Annotated in this window: 21 protein-coding genes; 16 read left to right on the top strand and 5 right to left on the bottom strand. The window is 53.2% G+C overall.

Annotation, left to right across the window (positions count from 1 at the left end):
- Window positions 1-140: 140 nt before the first annotated feature.
- The 5 genes from phoB (at window position 141) to malZ (ending at window position 7,319) form a co-directional block, all read left to right on the top strand.
- On the top strand, window positions 141-830 hold the full coding sequence (gene phoB / locus AC3ITF_RS17120; RefSeq protein ID WP_096758099.1) for a phosphate response regulator transcription factor PhoB: 690 nt from the start codon (window positions 141-143) through the stop codon (window positions 828-830).
- A 50-nt stretch (window positions 831-880) separates the two neighbouring features.
- The gene (phoR, locus tag AC3ITF_RS17115) at window positions 881-2,176 is read left to right on the top strand and encodes a phosphate regulon sensor histidine kinase PhoR (RefSeq protein ID WP_096759459.1); all 1,296 of its coding nucleotides are present in this window, start codon (window positions 881-883) and stop codon (window positions 2,174-2,176) included.
- 412 nt (window positions 2,177-2,588) lie between these two features.
- Window positions 2,589-3,908: a branched-chain amino acid transporter carrier protein BrnQ gene (brnQ, locus tag AC3ITF_RS17110; RefSeq protein ID WP_115259249.1), complete on the top strand. Its 1,320-nt coding sequence runs from the start codon at window positions 2,589-2,591 to the stop codon at window positions 3,906-3,908.
- An 81-nt stretch (window positions 3,909-3,989) separates the two neighbouring features.
- Window positions 3,990-5,363, top strand: coding sequence for a proline-specific permease ProY (gene proY, locus AC3ITF_RS17105; protein WP_181219087.1), 1,374 nt, complete (start codon window positions 3,990-3,992; stop codon window positions 5,361-5,363).
- A gap of 138 nt (window positions 5,364-5,501) precedes the next feature.
- Window positions 5,502-7,319 carry a maltodextrin glucosidase gene (gene malZ, locus AC3ITF_RS17100; protein WP_489175868.1) on the top strand — a complete coding sequence of 606 codons (1,818 nt, stop codon included), beginning with the start codon at window positions 5,502-5,504 and terminating at the stop codon, window positions 7,317-7,319.
- A gap of 46 nt (window positions 7,320-7,365) precedes the next feature.
- Here the strand turns inward: malZ and AC3ITF_RS17095 are convergent, their stop codons facing one another.
- On the bottom strand, window positions 7,366-7,968 hold the full coding sequence (locus AC3ITF_RS17095) for a peroxiredoxin (RefSeq protein ID WP_048212444.1): 603 nt from the start codon (window positions 7,966-7,968) through the stop codon (window positions 7,366-7,368).
- A 167-nt stretch (window positions 7,969-8,135) separates the two neighbouring features.
- Entirely contained in the window at window positions 8,136-8,717 is a 582-nt protein-coding gene (gene acpH / locus AC3ITF_RS17090; RefSeq protein WP_096758095.1) for an ACP phosphodiesterase, read from the bottom strand.
- A gap of 93 nt (window positions 8,718-8,810) precedes the next feature.
- On the opposite strand from acpH, the gene queA reads away from it, so the two are divergent.
- Genes queA through secF form a run of 5 tightly spaced genes read left to right on the top strand, consistent with a single transcriptional unit; the run spans window position 8,811 to window position 14,274 of the window.
- Complete coding sequence (gene queA, locus AC3ITF_RS17085) at window positions 8,811-9,881, top strand: tRNA preQ1(34) S-adenosylmethionine ribosyltransferase-isomerase QueA (protein ID WP_096758094.1); 1,071 nt, start codon at window positions 8,811-8,813, stop codon at window positions 9,879-9,881.
- A 53-nt stretch (window positions 9,882-9,934) separates the two neighbouring features.
- The gene (gene tgt, locus AC3ITF_RS17080) at window positions 9,935-11,062 is read left to right on the top strand and encodes a tRNA guanosine(34) transglycosylase Tgt (RefSeq protein ID WP_096758093.1); all 1,128 of its coding nucleotides are present in this window, start codon (window positions 9,935-9,937) and stop codon (window positions 11,060-11,062) included.
- 22 nt (window positions 11,063-11,084) lie between these two features.
- Window positions 11,085-11,417 (top strand): preprotein translocase subunit YajC, encoded by a 333-nt coding sequence (gene yajC, locus AC3ITF_RS17075; RefSeq protein ID WP_052283894.1) that lies wholly within the window; start codon window positions 11,085-11,087, stop codon window positions 11,415-11,417.
- 27 nt (window positions 11,418-11,444) lie between these two features.
- Window positions 11,445-13,292 carry a protein translocase subunit SecD gene (gene secD / locus AC3ITF_RS17070; protein WP_096758092.1) on the top strand — a complete coding sequence of 616 codons (1,848 nt, stop codon included), beginning with the start codon at window positions 11,445-11,447 and terminating at the stop codon, window positions 13,290-13,292.
- 10 nt (window positions 13,293-13,302) lie between these two features.
- Window positions 13,303-14,274 carry a protein translocase subunit SecF gene (gene secF, locus AC3ITF_RS17065; protein ID WP_096758091.1) on the top strand — a complete coding sequence of 324 codons (972 nt, stop codon included), beginning with the start codon at window positions 13,303-13,305 and terminating at the stop codon, window positions 14,272-14,274.
- A 177-nt stretch (window positions 14,275-14,451) separates the two neighbouring features.
- Here the strand turns inward: secF and AC3ITF_RS17060 are convergent, their stop codons facing one another.
- Both AC3ITF_RS17060 and AC3ITF_RS17055 read right to left on the bottom strand, forming a co-directional pair.
- On the bottom strand, window positions 14,452-15,330 hold the full coding sequence (locus AC3ITF_RS17060; RefSeq protein WP_115259246.1) for a nucleoside-specific channel-forming protein Tsx: 879 nt from the start codon (window positions 15,328-15,330) through the stop codon (window positions 14,452-14,454).
- 298 nt (window positions 15,331-15,628) lie between these two features.
- Window positions 15,629-16,168 (bottom strand): SadB/YajI family lipoprotein, encoded by a 540-nt coding sequence (locus AC3ITF_RS17055; RefSeq protein WP_181820033.1) that lies wholly within the window; start codon window positions 16,166-16,168, stop codon window positions 15,629-15,631.
- Between the two features lie 154 nt (window positions 16,169-16,322).
- Between AC3ITF_RS17055 and nrdR the strand changes: the two genes are divergently transcribed.
- From nrdR to pgpA, 6 genes are all read left to right on the top strand, one after another.
- Entirely contained in the window at window positions 16,323-16,772 is a 450-nt protein-coding gene (nrdR, locus tag AC3ITF_RS17050; protein ID WP_096758088.1) for a transcriptional regulator NrdR, read from the top strand.
- A 3-nt stretch (window positions 16,773-16,775) separates the two neighbouring features.
- Window positions 16,776-17,879 (top strand): bifunctional diaminohydroxyphosphoribosylaminopyrimidine deaminase/5-amino-6-(5-phosphoribosylamino)uracil reductase RibD, encoded by a 1,104-nt coding sequence (ribD, locus tag AC3ITF_RS17045; RefSeq protein WP_096758087.1) that lies wholly within the window; start codon window positions 16,776-16,778, stop codon window positions 17,877-17,879.
- An 86-nt stretch (window positions 17,880-17,965) separates the two neighbouring features.
- Window positions 17,966-18,436, top strand: a complete 471-nt coding sequence (gene ribH / locus AC3ITF_RS17040; protein ID WP_003021575.1) for a 6,7-dimethyl-8-ribityllumazine synthase — start codon at window positions 17,966-17,968, stop codon at window positions 18,434-18,436.
- Window positions 18,437-18,455: 19 nt separating this feature from the next.
- Window positions 18,456-18,875, top strand: a complete 420-nt coding sequence (nusB, locus tag AC3ITF_RS17035) for a transcription antitermination factor NusB (RefSeq protein ID WP_096758086.1) — start codon at window positions 18,456-18,458, stop codon at window positions 18,873-18,875.
- A 76-nt stretch (window positions 18,876-18,951) separates the two neighbouring features.
- Window positions 18,952-19,929: a thiamine-phosphate kinase gene (gene thiL, locus AC3ITF_RS17030; RefSeq protein WP_096758085.1), complete on the top strand. Its 978-nt coding sequence runs from the start codon at window positions 18,952-18,954 to the stop codon at window positions 19,927-19,929.
- Window positions 19,907-20,425, top strand: a complete 519-nt coding sequence (gene pgpA, locus AC3ITF_RS17025; protein ID WP_096758084.1) for a phosphatidylglycerophosphatase A — start codon at window positions 19,907-19,909, stop codon at window positions 20,423-20,425. Before thiL ends, pgpA begins: the two co-directional genes overlap by 23 nt.
- A gap of 58 nt (window positions 20,426-20,483) precedes the next feature.
- Here the strand turns inward: pgpA and AC3ITF_RS17020 are convergent, their stop codons facing one another.
- Window positions 20,484-21,458 carry an aldo/keto reductase gene (locus tag AC3ITF_RS17020; protein ID WP_489175867.1) on the bottom strand — a complete coding sequence of 325 codons (975 nt, stop codon included), beginning with the start codon at window positions 21,456-21,458 and terminating at the stop codon, window positions 20,484-20,486.
- Between the last annotated feature and the right edge of the window lie 42 nt (window positions 21,459-21,500).

Below are 21,500 nucleotides of genomic sequence, written 5' to 3'. Positions count from 1 at the left end.
TGAATATCTTGTTTCCGGGCTGTCATAATTCAACAACATTGGTTAAGCCTGGACTATCTTTTTCATAAATCTGTCATAAATCTGACGCATAATGGCGGCGTATAGAGGGTATGAACGATTAAATTAAAACAGGGCAAATCATGGCGAGACGTATTCTGGTCGTAGAAGATGAAGCTCCAATTCGTGAAATGGTCTGCTTCGTGCTCGAGCAAAACGGGTTCCAACCTGTAGAAGCCGAAGACTATGACAGTGCGGTGAATCAACTCAATGAACCCTGGCCGGATCTTATCCTGCTTGACTGGATGCTTCCCGGTGGCTCGGGGTTACAGTTCATTAAACACCTCAAACGTGAAGCGATGACGCGGGACATCCCGGTGATGATGCTGACGGCAAGAGGTGATGAAGAAGATCGCGTACGTGGGCTGGAAACCGGTGCGGATGACTATATCACCAAGCCGTTTTCGCCGAAGGAACTGGTGGCGCGCATTAAAGCCGTACTGCGTCGTATTTCACCAATGGCGGTTGAAGAAGTTATTGAGATGCAGGGGCTGAGCCTTGATCCCACCTCGCATCGTGTAATGACCGGCGAAGAACCGCTGGATATGGGGCCAACTGAGTTCAAACTGCTGCATTTCTTTATGACTCATCCTGAGCGCGTCTACAGCCGCGAACAACTACTTAATCATGTCTGGGGCACCAACGTGTACGTAGAAGACCGGACGGTTGACGTGCATATCCGCCGCTTGCGTAAGGCGCTGGAGCACAGCGGCCACGATCGCATGGTGCAGACGGTACGCGGAACGGGATACCGTTTTTCAACCCGCTTCTGACCGGCACGGAAAATAGCCCATTAGATCAAGTTGTATAGGGAGTGCGACGTTTGCTGGAACGATTGTCATGGAAAAGGCTGGTACTGGAGCTGATACTTTGCTGCATTCCGGCTTTTATCCTTAGTGCTTTTTTCGGTTATCTGCCGTGGTTTTTACTGGCATCGGTAACGGGTCTGCTTATCTGGCATTTCTGGAATTTACTGCGTTTGTCCTGGTGGCTGTGGGTCGACAGGAGTATGACGCCTCCGCCGGGGCGGGGCAGTTGGGAACCGCTGCTTTACGGCCTGCATCAAATGCAACTGCGTAACAAAAAACGCCGCCGCGAACTGGGTAATCTGATTAAACGTTTTCGCAGCGGGGCTGAATCGCTGCCTGATGCGGTGGTACTGACCACCGAAGAGGGTGGGATTTTCTGGTGTAACGGCCTGGCACAGCAGGTTCTGGGACTGCGTTGGCCGGACGATAGTGGGCAAAATATTCTTAACCTGCTTCGCTACCCGGAATTTACCTCATACCTGAAAACGCGCGACTTTAGTCGGCCAATTAATTTGGTACTTAATACCGGGCGGCATCTGGAAATTAGGGTGATGCCGTATACCGACAAGCAGTTGCTGATGGTGGCGCGCGATGTCACGCAGATGCACCAACTGGAAGGCGCGCGGCGTAATTTCTTTGCCAACGCCAGCCACGAGTTGCGTACGCCGCTGACGGTGCTGCAAGGTTATCTGGAGATGATGCAGGAGCATCCCCTGGAAGGGGCAACGCGAGAGAAAGCGCTGGATACCATGCGTGAGCAAACGCAGCGTATGGAAGGGCTGGTGAAACAGTTGCTGACGCTATCGAAAATAGAAGCCGCACCGACACTGCCGCAGAATGAAAAAGTAGATGTGCCGATGATACTGCGCGTGGCTGAGCACGAAGCACAAACGCTGAGCCAGAATAAACACACGTTTACCTTCGACGTGGATAATCGCCTGAGCGTGATGGGTAACGAGGAGCAACTGCGTAGCGCAATCTCGAATCTTATCTATAACGCGGTGAACCATACGCCGGCGGGAACACACATCACCGTGCGCTGGCAGCGGGCGACGGCGGGAGCCGAGTTCAGCGTCGAAGATAATGGGCCTGGAATTGCGCCTGAGCACATTCCTCGTTTGACCGAGCGTTTCTACCGCGTGGATAAAGCGCGATCGCGGCAAACGGGCGGTAGCGGGCTGGGGCTGGCTATTGTGAAGCATGCTTTAAATCATCACGACAGCCGATTGAATATCGAGAGTACGCCGGGCAAAGGGACGCGGTTTAGCTTTGTGCTAGCGGAACGTTTACTTGCCAAAAGTAACGATTGAGGCGTATCCGTAAGATTATCTTTCCAAAAGCCAGCGAAAGCTGGCTTTTTTACGCGGGTCAATACAGTCATCCTGAATTTTACGACGTCTGATTGTTTTTTGTTCGCATTATTACCCATACCTTTTTCCCGGAAATGGTGTTTTGTTCTAACTGGATTTTTCATATCGCTATATTGTTCTGGTTTTTAGATCCCACCTTGCTTTAAAACGTTATAAGCGTTTAAATTGCGCACCATGTGCTGTCATACCGACTGCATTTACGCGGTAAATCGAAAAACTATTCTTCGCCGCGCCCGGCTGGGAGAATTTCCCGCTGGAATTGATTAAAAATGCCGCTGTATCGTCCCAAAAGGGAAGGGCAAAAATTTAACCTTTACAACACCACATTCACATCCACAGGCTGTAAGACTTTATGACCCATCAGTTAAAATCGCGCGATATCATCGCACTGGGATTTATGACATTTGCACTGTTTGTAGGTGCAGGTAACATTATTTTCCCCCCAATGGTTGGTTTGCAGGCCGGCGAACACGTCTGGACTGCGGCTTTTGGCTTTCTGATTACCGCTGTTGGCCTGCCGGTGCTCACCGTTGTGGCGCTGGCGAAAGTCGGCGGTGGTGTAGACAGCCTCAGCACTCCGATCGGCAAAGTGGCCGGTTTAGTACTGGCTACCGTCTGTTATCTGGCCGTTGGGCCGTTATTTGCAACGCCGCGTACCGCAACGGTCTCCTTTGAAGTGGGGATTGCCCCGCTGACCGGTGACTCCGCGCTGCCGCTGTTTATCTACAGCGTGGTCTATTTCGCGATTGTCATCCTGGTGTCGCTCTATCCGGGCAAACTGCTGGATACCGTGGGGAATTTCCTCGCGCCGCTGAAAATTCTGGCGCTGGTTGTGCTGTCTGTTGCTGCGATTATCTGGCCTGCCGGTCCGATCAGCAATGCCATGGAAGCCTATCAAACTGCGGCGTTTTCCAACGGCTTCGTGAACGGCTATCTGACGATGGATACGCTGGGGGCGATGGTCTTTGGTATTGTTATCGTGAACGCCGCGCGTTCGCGTGGCGTTACTGAAGCACGTCTACTGACACGTTATACCGTCTGGGCAGGTTTGATGGCTGGTGTCGGCTTAACGCTGCTGTACCTCGCCTTGTTCCGTCTGGGTTCAGACAGCGCGATTCTGGTCGATCAGTCTGCTAACGGCGCGGCAATTCTGCATGCGTATGTTCAGCACACCTTCGGCGGTGCAGGTAGCCTGCTGCTGGCCGCGTTGATTTTCATCGCTTGCCTGGTGACGGCGGTTGGCCTGACTTGTGCGTGTGCTGAGTTCTTTGCGCAGTACATTCCACTGTCTTACCGTACGCTGGTGTTTATCCTTGGCGGCTTCTCGATGGTGGTGTCAAACCTCGGCTTGAGCCACCTGATTCAGATCTCGATTCCGGTCCTGACGGCTATTTATCCGCCCTGTATCGCACTGGTTGTATTAAGCTTTACCCGCTCATGGTGGCATAATTCTTCCCGCGTCATTGCACCTGCGATGTTTATCAGCCTGATTTTTGGTATCCTTGATGGCATTAAAGCTTCTGCAATTGGCGACGTGTTACCGGCCTGGACCCAGCGTTTACCGCTGGCAGAGCAAGGTCTGGCGTGGTTGATGCCAACAGTCGTGATGGTGGTCCTGGCCGTAATTTGGGACCGCGCAGCAGGTCGACAAGTGACCTCCAGCGCACACTAATATCACTGACAATAAGTTTTAACCACGGGGCTATTAATATGGCCCCGTGGTTTTTTTATTGTGTTAACAGGTTAGGAATCGATGGAAAGTAATAACAAGCTAAAGCGTGGGCTGAGCACCCGGCACATCCGCTTTATGGCATTAGGTTCGGCAATTGGTACCGGGCTGTTCTATGGCTCAGCCGATGCCATCAAAATGGCAGGGCCGAGCGTGTTGTTGGCCTATATTATCGGCGGCGCGGCGGCGTACATTATCATGCGCGCGCTGGGCGAAATGTCCGTTCATAACCCAGCAGCCAGCTCGTTTTCGCGCTATGCGCAGGAAAACCTCGGACCGTTGGCAGGCTACATTACCGGCTGGACCTACTGTTTTGAAATCCTGATTGTCGCTATTGCCGACGTGACCGCCTTCGGTATTTATATGGGCGTCTGGTTCCCGGCGGTGCCGCACTGGATTTGGGTTCTGAGCGTAGTGCTGATTATCTGCGCCATCAACCTGATGAGTGTGAAGGTGTTTGGCGAACTAGAGTTCTGGTTCTCATTCTTTAAGGTCGCCACCATCATCATTATGATTGTCGCCGGTTTTGGCATCATCATTTGGGGGATCGGCAACGGTGGGCAACCAACCGGCATCCATAACCTGTGGAGCAACGGTGGGTTCTTCAGTAACGGCTGGTTGGGCATGATTATGTCGCTGCAAATGGTGATGTTTGCCTATGGTGGCATTGAAATCATCGGCATTACTGCCGGTGAAGCGAAGAACCCGCAGGAGTCGATCCCGCGTGCAATTAACTCCGTGCCGATGCGAATCCTCGTGTTTTACGTGGGCACGCTGTTCGTCATTATGTCTATTTACCCATGGAATCAGGTGGGCACCGACGGGAGTCCTTTTGTTCTGACGTTCCAGCATATGGGCATTACCTTTGCGGCAGGTATCCTTAACTTTGTGGTGCTGACCGCCTCGCTGTCGGCGATCAACTCTGATGTCTTTGGCGTGGGCCGTATGCTGCACGGTATGGCGGAGCAGGGAAGTGCACCGAAAATGTTCGCCAAAACCTCGCGTCGCGGCGTGCCGTGGGTGACGGTGATGGTGATGACCATTGCCCTGCTGTTTGCGGTGTATCTCAACTACATCATGCCGGAGAACATCTTCCTGGTGATCGCCTCGTTGGCGACGTTTGCCACGGTGTGGGTATGGATCATGATCCTGCTGTCGCAGATTGCCTTCCGCCGTCGTCTGCCGCCGGAAGAGGTCAAAGCACTGACGTTTAAAGTACCGGGCGGTGTAGTTACGACGGTGATTGGCCTGATTTTCTTGGTCTTTATCATCGGGCTTATTGGCTACCATCCGGATACCCGTATTTCGCTGTACGTTGGTTTCGCGTGGATTGCCCTACTGCTGGTGGGGTGGGTGTTCAAACGCCGCCGTGAGCGTCAACTGGCTGAAGCACAGTAATTTTTTTGCCGGGTAAGGCTTGCGCCTCCCGGCATTTTCTCCTCCCCCGAACTCCTCCCCCAATAAACGTTAAGATGATGAGTGATCCTTAACTTTCCTATGGCAAGGTGACTTCATTTTCATCAAAGGGGATACGTGATGTTGAACGCCTGGCACCTTCCGGTTGCCCCATTTGTTAAGCAAAACAACGATAAACTGACGATTACGCTCTGGCTGGCAGGGGACAATCAACCCCAGCGGGTCACGTTACGCGCAGAAAATGATAACGAAGAGATCTCGCTCGGCATGCATAAGCAGCGCAGCCAGCCGCAGCCTGGCGTGACCGCGTGGCGCGCGGCAATCGATCTCTCCTGCGGCCAGCCTCGTCGACGCTATAGCTTTAAGCTGCTGTGGCTCGATCGCCAGCTGTGGTTTACCCCGCAAGGGTTCAGCCGATTTCCGCCCGCGCGGCTGGAACAGTTTGCTGTGGATGTGCCAGACAATGGTCCGCAATGGGTGGCCGACCAGGTTTTCTATCAGATTTTCCCGGACCGCTTTGCCCGCGGTCAGTCGCGCGATACAGAACAGGATAACGTCTATTACCACCACGCGGCCGGGCACGATATTGTGCAGCGCGACTGGGATGAACCGCTGAACGCACAGGCCGGAGGCTCGACGTTCTACGGTGGTGATTTGGACGGGATCAGCGAGAAGCTGCCGTACCTGAAAAGCTTAGGGGTAACAGCACTGTATCTGAACCCGGTGTTTACCGCACCGAGCGTGCATAAATACGATACCGAAGATTATCGCCATGTTGACCCCCAGTTTGGTGGCGACAGGGCGCTATTACGCCTGCGGCATAACACGCAGCAACAGGGAATGCGCCTGGTGTTGGACGGCGTATTCAATCACAGTGGCGATTCGCACGCCTGGTTCGACAGGCATCATCAGGGAACAGACGGGGCGTGCCATAACCCGGACTCGCCCTGGCGCGACTGGTACCATTTCTCTGACGACGGCGTCGCATTGGACTGGCTGGGTTACGCCAGCCTGCCGAAGCTGGATTTTGCCTCGGAAAGCCTGGTAAACGAAATTTATCGCGGCGAGGACAGCATTGTCCGTCACTGGTTAAAAGCGCCGTGGAGCATGGACGGCTGGCGGCTTGATGTTGTGCACATGCTGGGAGAAGCCGGTGGAGCGCGCAATAACCTGCAGCATGTGGCCGGGATCACCCAGGCGGCGAAAGAAACGCAGCCAGAAGCCTATGTGGTCGGTGAACACTTTGGCGATGCGCGCCAGTGGCTGCAGGCCGATGCCGAAGATGCCGCCATGAACTACCGTGGTTTTACCTTCCCGCTCTGGGGATTTCTCGCCAACACCGACATCTCTTACGATCCGCAATCTATTGATGCTCAAACGTGCATGGCGTGGATGGATAACTACCGTGCGGGATTATCGCATCAGCAGCAGTTGCGTATGTTCAACCAGCTCGACAGCCACGATACCGCTCGTTTTAAATCTTTACTGGGCAAAGATGTTGCGCGCCTGCCACTGGCGGTGGTGTGGCTGTTTACGTGGCCTGGCGTGCCGTGTATTTACTACGGTGATGAAGTGGGGCTGGATGGAAATAACGATCCGTTCTGTCGTAAACCGTTCCCGTGGCAGAAGGATCAACAGGACGGCGAACTGTTGGCGCTGTACCAGCGGTTGGCGAAATTACGTCATCGTAGCAAGGCGCTACGCCACGGCGGCTGTCAGGTAATTTACGCCGAAGATAACGTGGTGGTATTTGTTCGGATGCTTAACCAGCAGCGCGTACTGGTGGCGATTAACCGGGGACACGCCTGTGAAGTGGTCCTGCCGTCGTCGCCGTTGCTCAATGTCGCGCAGTGGCGGCACGAAGAGGGCAAAGGCCAGGTCATGGGTGATGTACTGACGTTGCCTGCAATCTCAGCGTCGGTGTGGTCGGGTCATTGAGATAAAAAAAGGCCCGCATTTGCGGGCCTTGTTCAATTCATGCCAATTACAGGCTGGAGACGTTTTCGGTCAGGTATTTTGCCACGCCGTCCGGAGACGCGTTCATACCTTCTTTACCTTTTTCCCACTGTGCAGGGCAAACGTCACCGTGCTCTTCGTGGAACTGCAGCGCGTCAACCATACGCAGCATTTCGTCGATGTTACGACCCAGCGGCAGATCGTTAACCACCTGGTGGCGAACAACGCCGTTCGCGTCGATCAGGAAAGAACCGCGCAGAGCAACGCCCGCTTCCGGGTGCTCGATGCCGTAAGCTTTCTGGATTTCGCGCTTGATGTCAGCAACCATTGCGTATTTCACTGCACCGATGCCGCCTTTGTCGACAGGGGTGTTACGCCATGCGTTATGGACAAATTCAGAGTCAAAAGAAACGCCAACCACTTCAACGCCGCGCTTCTGGAATTCTTCGTAACGTTTGTCGAACGCGATCAGTTCAGACGGGCAAACGAAGGTGAAGTCCATCGGCCAGAAGAACAGAACGGTGGTTTTACCGTTGGTATGCTGTTTGAAGTTGAAGTTATCAACAATCTCACCGCTACCCAGTACCGCAGCTGCTGTGAAATCCGGAGCCTGACGAGTTACCAGTACCATATAATTCTCCTGCAAAGTTAAGGGTTTTTTGGAACGCAACGCGGGCCAGTATAGAGAGTGTTCGGGAATAAGACAAAGAGGCGCTGACAATCAATGAGACAGGTTTTGGCTATCAATGTTTTGCCGGATGGTGGCGTCACCTTATTCGGCCCAGTGCTGTCGGGCGATCAAAGTGCTTTACGGCGGGCCTGTTCCATCATCTGCGGATAAAAACGCCAGAAGCGTTCTTCCAGCGCGTCGTAATGTCTGTCCAGGTCATACCACGAGTCGCGCAGGGCATCGAGACGCGGGCGGCGGCTGGCCATGCCATTGAGCACATCCTGGATAAAATCCATATCCTGATAGCGCTCCAGCCATTTCTCTGACCACATGTAATTGTTCAGATTGACAAAGCGCGGCGGCGATTCAGGCAAGATTGTGGCAACCTGAGTATGGGCGTAGCGGACAAAGGCTGCTAATGGGAAGTCGGGCGAGATTTCTGCCCAGTGGCGCGATAAAAAGTGATCCCACATCACGTCGAGCGTAATCGGCGCGACGCGGCGCGTTTCGCTGCGAAACCACTCTTTAGCTTCACGGACTTCCGGCAGGTTGTCGGTCATGACGTCGATTCGACGATGCATGAAAATGCCGTCCACCACCTCAGGCGCAAAACTGGATGCCGGGTTTCCGCGAACAAAATCCGCCAGCAGGTTGCCGGAGAGTGAACTGTCGGCTAAATGCGCCAGATGTAAATGTGCAAGAAAATTCATTATCGATTATCTGTCCAAAAGCGGGGTAAAGGTTGCAGGGAAAGCGCCCCGGCACTAGACTACCCGCCTCTTATTTTAGTCTGAGTCAGTGTCATGCGCGTTACCGATTTCACCTTTGAACTTCCTGAATCCCTGATTGCCCACTATCCGCAAGCAGAGCGCAGTAGCTGCCGTTTGCTGTCGCTGGATGGGCCAACGGGCGCGCTGACGCACGGTACTTTCACCGATTTGCTCGACAAGCTCAACCCCGGAGATCTTCTGGTCTTTAACAATACCCGCGTGATCCCGGCCCGCCTGTTTGGGCGTAAAGCCAGCGGCGGCAAGATTGAAGTGCTGGTTGAGCGCATGCTCGATGACAAACGTATTCTGGCTCATATTCGCGCATCCAAAGCGCCGAAGCCGGGTGCTGAGCTGTTGCTGGGCGATGATGAAAGCATTAAAGCGACGATGGTTGCGCGCCATGATGCGCTGTTTGAAGTGGCGTTTGACGACGAACGCAGCGTACTGGATATCCTCAACGCCATCGGCCATATGCCGCTGCCGCCGTATATCGACCGCCCGGATGAAGACGCCGACCGTGAACTGTACCAGACCGTATACAGCGAAAAACCTGGCGCCGTGGCGGCACCGACAGCGGGTCTGCACTTTGACGATCCGTTACTGGCAAAACTGCGTGAAAAGGGCATTGAGATGGCGTTTGTGACGCTGCACGTTGGGGCGGGGACGTTCCAGCCGGTGCGCGTAGACACCATTGAAGATCACATCATGCATTCCGAATATGCGGAAGTTCCGCAGGACGTGGTCGACGCGGTACTGGCGGCGAAAGCGCGCGGTAATCGCGTGATCGCGGTAGGGACGACCTCAGTTCGTTCGCTGGAAAGCGCGGCTCAGGCGGCGAAAAATGATCTGATTGAACCGTTCTTCGGGGATACGCAAATCTTTATCTACCCGGGCTATCAGTACAACGTCATCGATGCGCTGGTAACCAACTTCCATCTCCCTGAATCGACATTGATTATGTTGGTTTCGGCGTTTGCAGGTTATAAAAACACCATGAACGCCTATCATGAAGCGGTTAAAGCGGAATATCGCTTTTTTAGTTACGGTGATGCGATGTTTATCACGTACAATCCGCAGGCTATTTCTGAGCGTGTCGGGGAGTAAGTTCCCGGCATGAGTATTTTACGTCGGACTGTTTTTCTGACGCAGGAGTTAAGATGAAATTTGAACTGGATACCACAGACGGTCGCGCTCGCCGCGGACGCCTTGTTTTTGATCGTGGCGTAGTGGAAACGCCTGCTTTTATGCCTGTCGGTACCTACGGTACGGTGAAAGGTATGACGCCGGAAGAAGTTGAAGCGACCGGCGCACAAATTATTCTCGGCAACACGTTCCACCTGTGGCTGCGCCCTGGGCAGGAAATCATGAAGCTGCATGGCGATTTGCATGACTTCATGCAGTGGAAAGGACCGATCCTCACCGATTCTGGCGGTTTCCAGGTATTCAGCCTGGGCGATATCCGTAAGATTACCGAGCAGGGTGTACATTTCCGCAACCCGATCAACGGCGATCCGATTTTCCTCGATCCTGAGAAATCGATGGAGATTCAATACGATCTCGGTTCCGATATCGTGATGATTTTCGACGAATGTACACCGTACCCGGCTGACTGGGACTATGCTAAACGCTCGATGGAGATGTCATTGCGTTGGGCACAGCGTAGCCGTGACCGTTTTGATAGCCTCGGCAACAAAAATGCGCTTTTTGGCATCATTCAGGGCAGCGTTTACGAAGATTTACGTGATATCTCTGTTAAAGGTCTGGTAGATATAGGCTTTGATGGCTACGCTGTCGGCGGTTTGGCTGTGGGTGAACCGAAAGAAGACATGCACCGTATTCTGGAACATGTTTGCCCACAAATTCCGGCAGATAAACCTCGTTACTTGATGGGCGTCGGCAAACCAGAAGATCTGGTTGAAGGCGTGCGTCGTGGTATCGATATGTTTGACTGTGTGATGCCAACGCGAAATGCCCGTAATGGCCATTTGTTTGTGACTGACGGCGTGGTAAAAATTCGTAACGCGAAACATAAAAGCGACACCAGTCCACTCGACGCTGAGTGCGATTGTTACACCTGTCGCAATTATTCACGCGCTTACTTGCATCATCTTGACCGTTGCAACGAAATATTGGGCGCGCGACTCAATACCATTCATAACCTTCGCTACTACCAGCGCTTGATGGCGGGTTTACGCAAGGCTATTGAAGAGGGTAAATTAGAGAGCTTCGTAACCGATTTTTACCAACGTCAGGGTCGACCTGTTCCACCTGTGAACGTTGATTAATTTTAATAATGAGGGAATTTGAATGAGCTTTTTTATTTCTGATGCGGTAGCGGCAACAGGTGCTCCGGCGCAGGGCAGCCCGATGTCTCTGATTCTGATGCTGGTGGTGTTTGGTCTGATTTTCTACTTCATGATCCTGCGTCCACAGCAAAAGCGTACCAAAGAGCATAAAAATCTGATGAGCTCCATTGCCAAAGGTGATGAAGTCCTGACGAACGGTGGCCTGGTCGGTCGTGTGACCAAAGTAGCGGAAACTGGCTACATCTCTATCGCACTGAACGACACCACTGAAGTGGTTATCAAACGTGACTTCGTAGCTGCCGTTCTGCCGAAAGGCACCATGAAGGCGCTGTAATATTCCGTTTTCCCAAAGGGAACTGCCGTGTTAAACCGTTATCCTTTGTGGAAGTACATCATGCTGGTCGTCGTGATTATCGTCGGCCTGCTTTACGCACTTCCCAACCTGTATGGTGAGGATCCGGCTGTTCAAATCACTGGCGTGCGCGGTGCCGCCGCCAGTGAGCAAACGCTGATCCAGGTCCAGAAAACGTTACAAGAAGAAAAAATCACACCTAAGTCTGTGGCTCTGGAAGAGGGCGCTATTCTTGCGCGCTTCGACTCCACCGATACCCAATTGCGCGCACGTGAAGTGCTGCTGGGCGTGCTGGGTGATCAATACGTCGTGGCGCTTAACCTTGCTCCGGCAACCCCTCGCTGGCTGGCTGCTATTCACGCGGAACCGATGAAACTCGGTCTTGATCTGCGTGGTGGCGTTCACTTCCTGATGGAAGTGGATATGGACACCGCGCTGGGTAAACTGCAGGAACAAAATATCGATAGCCTGCGCAGCGATCTGCGTGAAAAAGGCATTCCTTATACTACCGTTCGTAAAGAAGATAACTACGGTCTGAGCATCACCTTCCGTGATGGCAAGGCGCGTGACGACGCGATCTCTTATCTGAGCAAGCGTCATCAGGATCTGGTTATTTCCAGCCAGGGCAGCAATGCGCTGCGTGCAGTGATGACCGATGCACGTCTGAGTGAAGCCCGTGAGTACGCGGTACAGCAGAACATCAATATTCTGCGTAATCGTGTTAACCAACTGGGTGTCGCTGAGCCGGTTGTTCAACGCCAGGGCGCCGACCGCATCGTGGTCGAACTGCCGGGTATTCAGGACACCGCGCGTGCGAAAGAGATTCTGGGCGCAACGGCGACGCTGGAGTTCCGTCTGGTAAACACCAACGTGGACCAGTCTGCGGCGGCATCCGGGCGCGTACCGGGTGACTCGGAAGTGAAACAGTCTCGTGAAGGACAGCCGGTTGTGCTGTATAAACGCGTGATCCTGACCGGTGACCATATCACCGATTCCACTTCCAGCCAGGACGAATACAATCAGCCGCAGGTTAACATCTCGCTGGATAGCGCGGGTGGTAACATCATGTCTAACTTCACCAAGGATAACATCGGTAAGCCGATGGCGACCCTGTTCGTGGAGTATAAAGACAGCGGTAAAAAAGATGCGAATGGCCGTTCAGTGCTGGTGAAACAGGAAGAGGTGATTAACATCGCCAACATCCAGTCTCGCTTGGGCAACAGCTTCCGTATCACCGGTATCAACAACCCGAATGAAGCGCGTCAGCTTTCACTGCTGCTACGTGCCGGTGCGTTGATTGCGCCGATTCAGATTGTTGAAGAACGCACCATCGGCCCGACTCTGGGTATGCAGAACATCAAGCAGGGTCTGGAAGCGTGTCTGGCTGGTCTGGCTGTTTCTATTCTGTTTATGATCTTCTTCTACAAGAAGTTTGGTCTGATTGCGACCAGCGCGCTGATTGCGAACCTGGTACTGATTGTCGGTATCATGTCGCTGCTGCCGGGCGCTACGCTAAGTATGCCGGGTATCGCGGGGATCGTCTTAACCCTTGCCGTAGCGGTCGATGCGAACGTACTGATCAACGAACGTATCAAAGAAGAGTTGAGTAACGGACGTTCGATTCAGCAGGCGATCAACGAAGGTTATGCGGGCGCATTCAGTTCCATCTTCGATGCGAACATCACGACGCTGATTAAAGTTCTGATCCTGTATGCAGTCGGTACCGGGGCAATTAAAGGGTTCGCGATTACTACCGGTATTGGTGTGGCGACGTCGATGTTTACCGCGATCGTCGGGACACGTGCCATCGTAAACCTGTTGTATGGCGGCAAGCGCGTCAAAAAGCTGTCAATCTGAGGAGTGCGAAGTGGCACAGGAATATACTGTTGAACAATTGAACCACGGCCGTAAAGTCATCGACTTTATGCGCTGGGACTACTGGGCTTTCGGCATCTCTGGTTTCCTGCTGATTGCGGCCATCGTGGTGATGGGCGTACGTGGCTTTAACTGGGGGCTCGATTTCACCGGTGGTACGGTAATTGAAATCACGCTGGAAAAACCGGCGGAAATGGACGTGATGCGCGATGCGCTGGAGAAAGCGGGCTTCGTCGAGCCGCTGCTGCAGAACTTCGGTAGCAGCCACGACATTATGGTACGTATGCCGCCAACCGAAGGTGAAAACGGTGGGCAAGTGCTGGGTAGCAAGGTGCTGAGCGTCATTAACGAAGCCACCAACCAGCATGCAGCGGTGAAGCGTATCGAATTCGTCGGGCCTAGCGTCGGTGCCGATCTGGCACAAAACGGTGCGATGGCGCTGATCGTGGCGCTGATCTCCATCCTCGTGTACGTCGGTTTCCGCTTTGAGTGGCGACTGGCGGCGGGCGTGGTTATCTCGCTGGCGCACGACGTGATCATCACGCTTGGGATCCTGTCGTTGTTCCATATCGAGATTGACCTGACTATCGTCGCATCGTTGATGTCGGTTATCGGTTACTCGCTAAACGACAGCATCGTGGTTTCTGACCGTATTCGTGAGAACTTCCGCAAAATCCGTCGCGGGACGCCTTATGAAATCTTTAACGTGTCGTTGACCCAAACGCTGCACCGTACGTTGATTACCTCCGGTACAACGTTAGTGGTTATTCTGATGCTGTACCTCTTTGGTGGTCCGGTACTGGAAGGCTTCTCGCTGACTATGCTTATCGGTGTGTCCATCGGTACCGCGTCGTCTATCTACGTGGCATCGGCGCTGGCACTGAAGCTGGGTATGAAGCGTGAGCATATGCTGCAGCAGAAAGTTGAGAAAGAAGGGGCGGATCAGCCGTCTATTCTGCCTTAACCGACGCAGGGCGTTACACAGGAATCCCGATCGCAAGGTCGGGATTTTTTTTGCCTGAAGAAAGCCTACAAATTGTCTATGGGTTTTCTTTAGACAAAAAAAAACCAGCAATTAAGCTGGCTTTTGTATACCTGGGCCGGATAAGCATAGCGCCATCCGGGGACAACCAACCTCAATTTAGAAGTTGTAACCTACAACAAAGTAACCACCCCAACCGGTAGAACGAACGTTTTCGTTCATAAAGACCACGTCCGCGTTATCTTTCCACTGGCCGCCGTTATGCCAGTAACGGGCAACAACAGAATAGTGCCAATGATCGTAGTTCAGCGCCAGAATGTGGCTGGAGGCGATCGAATCGTTGGTACGTGCTTTCTTGCCATTTACATCAGTGAAGTCTTTGTCACCGAGATCGGAGCCCCAGTCAAAGTTGGTGAAGCCGATATAGCTCAGGTTACCGCCCCACAGTTCGGTAATCGGGACAAAGTATTTCACTTTGAAACGGTAGCCGTCCCATTCGTTTTCGTTCGCGGCACCGTAGTTCTGCCACTGGTACTTGGCGTACACGTTCATGGACAGGCTCATCGGCAGGCCGGTGTCGATATCAGTACCCAGACCCATATACCAGGTGCTCTGGCGACCATCTTTGTTACGACCCATATCGTAGATATAGTTGTTCGCGAAATACCACTCTTTGAACGGACCAAAGCTCAGATCGGCACCGGTCAATTTGTCGATGGAGAAACGTGGTTCAATTTCCATAAACAGCGGGGAGCCGTGGTTCCAGATACCCTTCGCATCGGTGTTACCACCGAAGAATACCGGCGCATCCATGTAACCATAGAAGTCAAACCAGTCTTTTTTAGCGAAAGCTTCATATTCCAGGTAGGTATCGTTACGGATCTGCGGTCCGAAACGGGTGTGGTAGCTGCCGACAACGTTAACGCTCTGGTGCCACCAGTCGGACAGGTATTCCGGTTTGTTGTTTTCTGCTGCATTAGCAGTGAAAGACGAGGAGAGCGCCAGCACTGCACCGGCTGCAAGTAATGTTTTTTTCATATGTATGCCACTGTTTGAAATCCCTTTCGGGAGTGAAAAAGGCGCAATTTGCGTTTCTAAATATTTCGTAATTCTTCGGAGCCTATTATAAAAATCATTGTTCACAAAAATATGTCTTGTTTCACAGTTCTATCATTTACGTAATCGATTGCGTTCACGTTTGCGTACTTTAGGCGGCGAATTGTACTGACTCCCATGAATGTTGCCAAGTTTTACTAAAAATATCGGTGATGTCAGCGGAGTAACAAAATGACGGGGATGGGTGTTGCGGAACGCACAAAACGCTCCGCAAAAAAGTTTATTGGGTCACAGGCTGGATGTCATGGATGCGTACAAAGCCGAGTTGGTCAAGTGACAGGCCATTGAGCTGCAGCGGAATGTCTACATCACTGGGGGCAAGAAGGCTTGCCGGAGCGTTGATCAATTCATTCTTAACGTTCATTTCCTGATAGTTGTCCGTGGTGCCCTGGATTTGCCCGTACTCTACGGTGGCGCTAAATGCCGGTAACGGTGTGTTGGATTCTCCCTGAATGCGCAGCGTCAGGCGCGTACCGTCCGCATTCGGTGCAATATTGACCAGTGACATGCGGAGCGTACCAATCTGGCTGTTCAGGCGGGCGGGGGTTTTCGAACCCGGTAATAAATAGACGCCGCGGGTGGATTTCGCATTCAACATATTTTGTTGCGTTATTTTTACCGTTTCCTGATTGAGCTGGGTCATCTCTTTGCTCAAGGTACTTACGCTTTGATGTATCTGTCGTACTTCAGCTTGCTGTGCGCAGGCATTAAGACTAAAGAGGCTTCCCACCAGGAGAATTCTTAGGTAACGTCTTGTCATTATGATTACTTCCTACATTGTCGCGATAGCATAATGGTAGTGTGCTCAGAGCACGAAGGCATCGATCCTTTGTCTCAAAAGCGCTCTGCCTTTGTTGTCGCGCCAGTTCAGGGTAAAATAGATCTCTATGAACCACTGAGGTACAGGACGCCGTATGCATTGCCCATTCTGTTTCGCCGTAGACACAAAGGTAATTGACTCTCGTCTTGTCGGCGAGGGCTCTTCAGTACGCCGCCGTCGGCAGTGTCTGGTCTGTAACGAACGTTTTACCACTTTTGAAGTGGCAGAACTGGTTATGCCACGCGTTGTAAAAAGCAACGACGTGCGCGAGCCTTTTAATGAAGAGAAGCTGCGCAGCGGCATGCTGAGAGCGCTTGAGAAACGGCCGGTCAGCGCAGATGACGTCGAAATGGCGTTAAACCATATAAAATCACAGCTGCGTGGGACGGGCGAGCGCGAGGTGCCGAGTAAAATGATCGGTAATCTGGTGATGGAGCAACTGAAAAAGCTCGATAAAGTGGCCTACATCCGTTTTGCTTCGGTTTACCGGAGCTTTGAAGATATCAAAGAATTTGGCGAAGAGATTGCTCGCCTACAGGATTAAGCCATGCAGGATGAGTTGTACATGGCGCGAGCGCTGAAGCTGGCCGCGCGTGGACGTTTCACGACCCACCCTAATCCCAACGTGGGCTGTGTCATTGTTAAAGACGGGGAAATCGTCGGTGAAGGATATCATCACCGCGCGGGCGAACCCCATGCCGAGGTCCATGCGCTGCGTATGGCCGGTGTTAAAGCGCAGGGGGCAACCGCCTACGTCACGCTCGAACCGTGCAGTCATCACGGGCGTACGCCGCCGTGCTGCGATGCGCTGATTGCTGCGGGCGTGACGCGTGTTGTTGCCGCGATGCAGGATCCTAACCCGCAGGTGGCGGGGCGTGGACTTTACCGTTTGCAGCAGGCCGGTATTGATGTCAGCCACGGCATGATGATGAACGACGTCGAACAGCTGAATAAAGGTTTTCTCAAGCGGATGCGCACCGGATTTCCGTATGTTCAGCTTAAGCTCGGCGCATCGCTTGACGGCCGTACGGCGATGGCCAGCGGCGAAAGCCAGTGGATAACCTCACCACAGGCACGTCGCGACGTGCAGCGCCTGCGTGCGCAAAGCCATGCTATTTTAACCAGCAGCGCCACGGTGCTGGCTGACGACCCCCAGCTTACCGTCCGTTGGTCGGAGCTTGATGAATCGACCCAGGCGCTGTATCCGCAGGAAAACCTGCGTCAGCCAATCCGCATTGTTCTCGATCGTCAAAACCAGGTCACACCTGAACATCGTATTGTGCAGCAGCCGGGAGAAACCTGGATTGCGCGCAGCAGCGACGATTCGCGTATCTGGCCGGAGAGTGTTCGCACGCTGAATGTGCCGGAGCATAACGGCAATCTGGATCTGGTGGTGTTGATGATGCAACTGGGCAAGCAGCAAATTAACAGCATTTGGGTTGAGGCTGGCCCAACGCTTGCAGGCGCATTATTGCAGGCCGGGGTGGTGGATGAGCTAATCGTCTATGTTGCGCCTAAACTGTTAGGCAGTGACGCGCGAGGATTATGTGTGCTGCCAGGCCTTGAGAAACTGGCCGATGCCCCCCATTTCAAATTCAACGAGATACGCCATGTAGGTCCGGACGTTTGCCTGCATTTAGTGAGCGCATGATCTCCCGGTTCGAAAGGGAAGCAGCGCACAGATTATTATGATAAAATCCGCCCCCCTGCGGGGTCTAGTGAATCCGAAGGAAGAATATGAACATTATTGAAGCTAACGTTGCTACTCCGGACGCTCGCGTCGCCATCACCATTGCGCGTTTCAACAACTTTATCAATGACAGCCTGCTGGAAGGTGCTATCGACGCCCTGAAGCGTATTGGCCAGGTTAAAGATGAAAACATTACCGTCGTTTGGGTTCCAGGCGCGTATGAGCTGCCGCTGGCAGCTGATGCACTGGCGAAAACCGGTAAATATGACGCGGTGATTGCGCTGGGTACAGTTATCCGTGGCGGTACCGCACACTTCGAATATGTGGCTGGCGGTGCAAGCAATGGCCTGGCGCACGTCGCTCAGGACAGCGGTATTCCGGTAGCCTTCGGTGTTCTGACCACCGAAAGTATTGAACAAGCCATCGAACGTGCTGGCACGAAAGCCGGTAATAAAGGCGCAGAAGCTGCACTGACCGCGCTTGAAATGATTAATGTATTGAAAGCCATTAAGGCCTGATTTTTGTAAGGGGAAATCCGTGAAACCTGCTGCTCGTCGCCGCGCCCGTGAGTGTGCCGTCCAGGCGCTCTACTCCTGGCAGTTGTCCCAGAACGACATCTCTGATGTTGAATACCAGTTCCTGGCGGAACAGGACGTGAAAGATGTCGACGTCCTGTATTTTCGTGAACTGCTGTCCGGGGTGGCGACTAACAGCGCGTACCTGGATGGCCTGATGAAGCCTTACCTGTCTCGTCTGCTGGAAGAGCTGGGTCAGGTAGAGAAAGCCGTACTGCGTATTGCACTGTTTGAACTGTCTAAACGTAGTGATGTGCCGTATAAAGTGGCCATCAACGAAGCGATTGAACTGGCGAAAACCTTCGGTGCCGAAGATAGCCACAAGTTCGTCAACGGCGTACTGGATAAAGCAGCACCTGCGATTCGCCCCAACAAAAAGTGATCGCCAGGCCGGCAGGATGGCGGAATCTATTTCCGCTGTCGCCGGCCTTTTCTTTTTTCCTGCTGAGGCATAACGTATGGCATGTGGCGAATTCTCCCTGATTGCCCGTTATTTTGACCGTGTTAGAAGCTCTCGTCTTGACGTCGAAACCGGCATTGGTGACGATTGCGCACTCCTGAACATCCCTGAAAAACAAACGCTGGCGATCAGCACCGACACGCTGGTGGCAGGCAATCACTTCCTTCCCGATATTGATCCAACGGACCTGGCCTGGAAAGCGCTGGCGGTTAATTTAAGCGATCTGGCGGCGATGGGAGCTGACCCGGCATGGCTGACGCTGGCGCTCACGTTACCTGACGTTGATGAATCCTGGCTCGAAGCCTTCAGTGACAGCCTGTTTGAACTCCTTAATTACTATGATATGCAGCTGATTGGCGGTGATACCACGCGTGGGCCACTGTCGATGACGTTGGGTATCCATGGCTACGTCCCGGTCGGGCGAGCCTTAAAACGCTCGGGTGCGAAGCCGGGTGACTGGATTTACGTTACCGGTACGCCGGGCGACAGCGCTGCCGGTTTGGCTATTCTGCAAAACCGATTGCAGGTAACAGATGCCAAAGACGCGGAGTATCTGCTTAAACGTCACCTGCGTCCCACGCCGAGAATTTTACAGGGGCAGGCCCTGCGCGACCTGGCCAGTGCGGCTATCGATCTTTCCGACGGTCTGATTTCCGATCTCGGACATATCGTTAATGCCAGCGGCTGCGGCGCACGCGTTAATGTCGATGCGTTACCGTATTCCACGGCATTTTCCCAGCACGTTGAGCCGGAGCAGGCGCTGCGCTGGGCGCTCTCAGGTGGTGAAGATTATGAGTTATGCTTTACCGTACCGGAAATAAACCGTGGTGCACTGGACGTCGCGCTGGGGCATCTTGGCGTATCATTTACCTGCATTGGGCAGATGAGTGCGGACGTGGAAGGGATGCACTTTACGCGTGACGGTAAGCCTGTCACGTTTGACTGGAAAGGATATGACCATTTTGCTGCGCCTTAAAAAAGATGTCGCAAAAAGCCGTTTGAGTATGCGTAATCCGTGGCACCTGTTGGCCACCGGATTCGGCAGCGGATTAAGTCCAATTATACCCGGTACCATGGGATCGCTGGCGGCGATCCCATTTTGGTATTTGATGACGTTTCTGCCGTGGCAGCTGTATTCACTGGTCGTCATGCTGGCTATTTGTATCGGTGTCTATCTGTGCCATCAAACGGCGAAAGATATGGGTGTACACGATCACGGCAGTATCGTCTGGGATGAGTTTGTCGGGATGTGGATAACTCTGATGGCTCTGCCGACACTCGACTGGCAGTGGGTCGCCGCCGGATTTGTGATTTTCCGCATTCTGGATATGTGGAAGCCCTGGCCGATCCGCTGGTTCGATCGTAACGTGCATGGCGGTACGGGGATTATGATCGACGATATTGTGGCGGGGATACTTTCCGCAGGGATCCTCTATTTTATCGGGCATCACTGGCCGCTTGGCATTATTTAACCCTTCCCAGGGTTATGTTGTAGGCCCGATAAGCACAGCGCCATCGGGCAATACCAGATTATTTAAATCCCACCACCGGATGTTGTTTGTACGGCATTTCCAGTTCGGCAATCTGTTCCGGTTTTAGCGTTAAATCGACCGCGTTGAGCAACTCATCCAGCTGTTCTTCGCGCGAGGCGCCAATTATGGGCGCAGCGACGCCCGGTTTGCTCAGCAGCCACGCCAGCGCTACCTGCGCGCGCGAAGCGCCGATTTCCTCACTCACCCCGGTTAACCGTTCCGCTATTGTCGCGTCGTTTTCATCACTCTCGCGGTACAGATTTTTGCCGACTTCATCCGACACGACACGCGCGGTCGTTTCTCCCCAGGGGCGCGTCAGACGTCCCCGTGCCAGTGGGCTCCACGGGATCACCGCCACGCCTTCCTGGTAGCACAGCGGCAGCATGTCGCGTTCTTCTTCACGGTAGATAAGGTTGTAGTGATCCTGCATGCTGACAAATTGCGCCCAGCCGTGTTGTTTCTGCAAGGCCAGCGCCTGCGCAAACTGGGAGGCGTGCATCGAAGAGGCGCCGATATAGCGTGCTTTGCCGGACTTCACCACGTCGTTGAGCGCTTCCAGGGTTTCTTCGATAGGCGTGTTGTAATCCCAGCGGTGAATTTGCAGGATATCGACATAGTCCATGCCAAGGCGAGTCAGGCTGTCGTCGATAGAACGCAGGATTTGCGCCCGGGATAACCCTTCCGCTAAATCATCTACCTGGTGAAATACTTTTGTGGCGACCACCACCTCGTCGCGGCGGGCGAAGTCACGCAGGGCGCGACCGACAATTTCTTCGCTGCTGCCAGCGGAGTAACTATTGGCAGTATCAAAAAAGTTAATACCGCCTTCAAGAGCATATTTGATAATTGGGCGACTGCTTTCTTCCGGCAGCGTCCAGGCGTGATTGCCGCGATTGGGCTCGCCAAACGTCATGCAGCCCAGACAAAGGCGAGAAACCCGAAGGTCAGTTTTTCCTAAGAGGTTGTATTGCATATTCCGCTCCTGCTTAGCGTGTTAATCATTAAGCATAGCAGG

The organism is Citrobacter sp. KH_055_1 (genome assembly GCF_057838705.1).
This window is presented reverse-complemented; position numbering and strand designations above follow the sequence as displayed.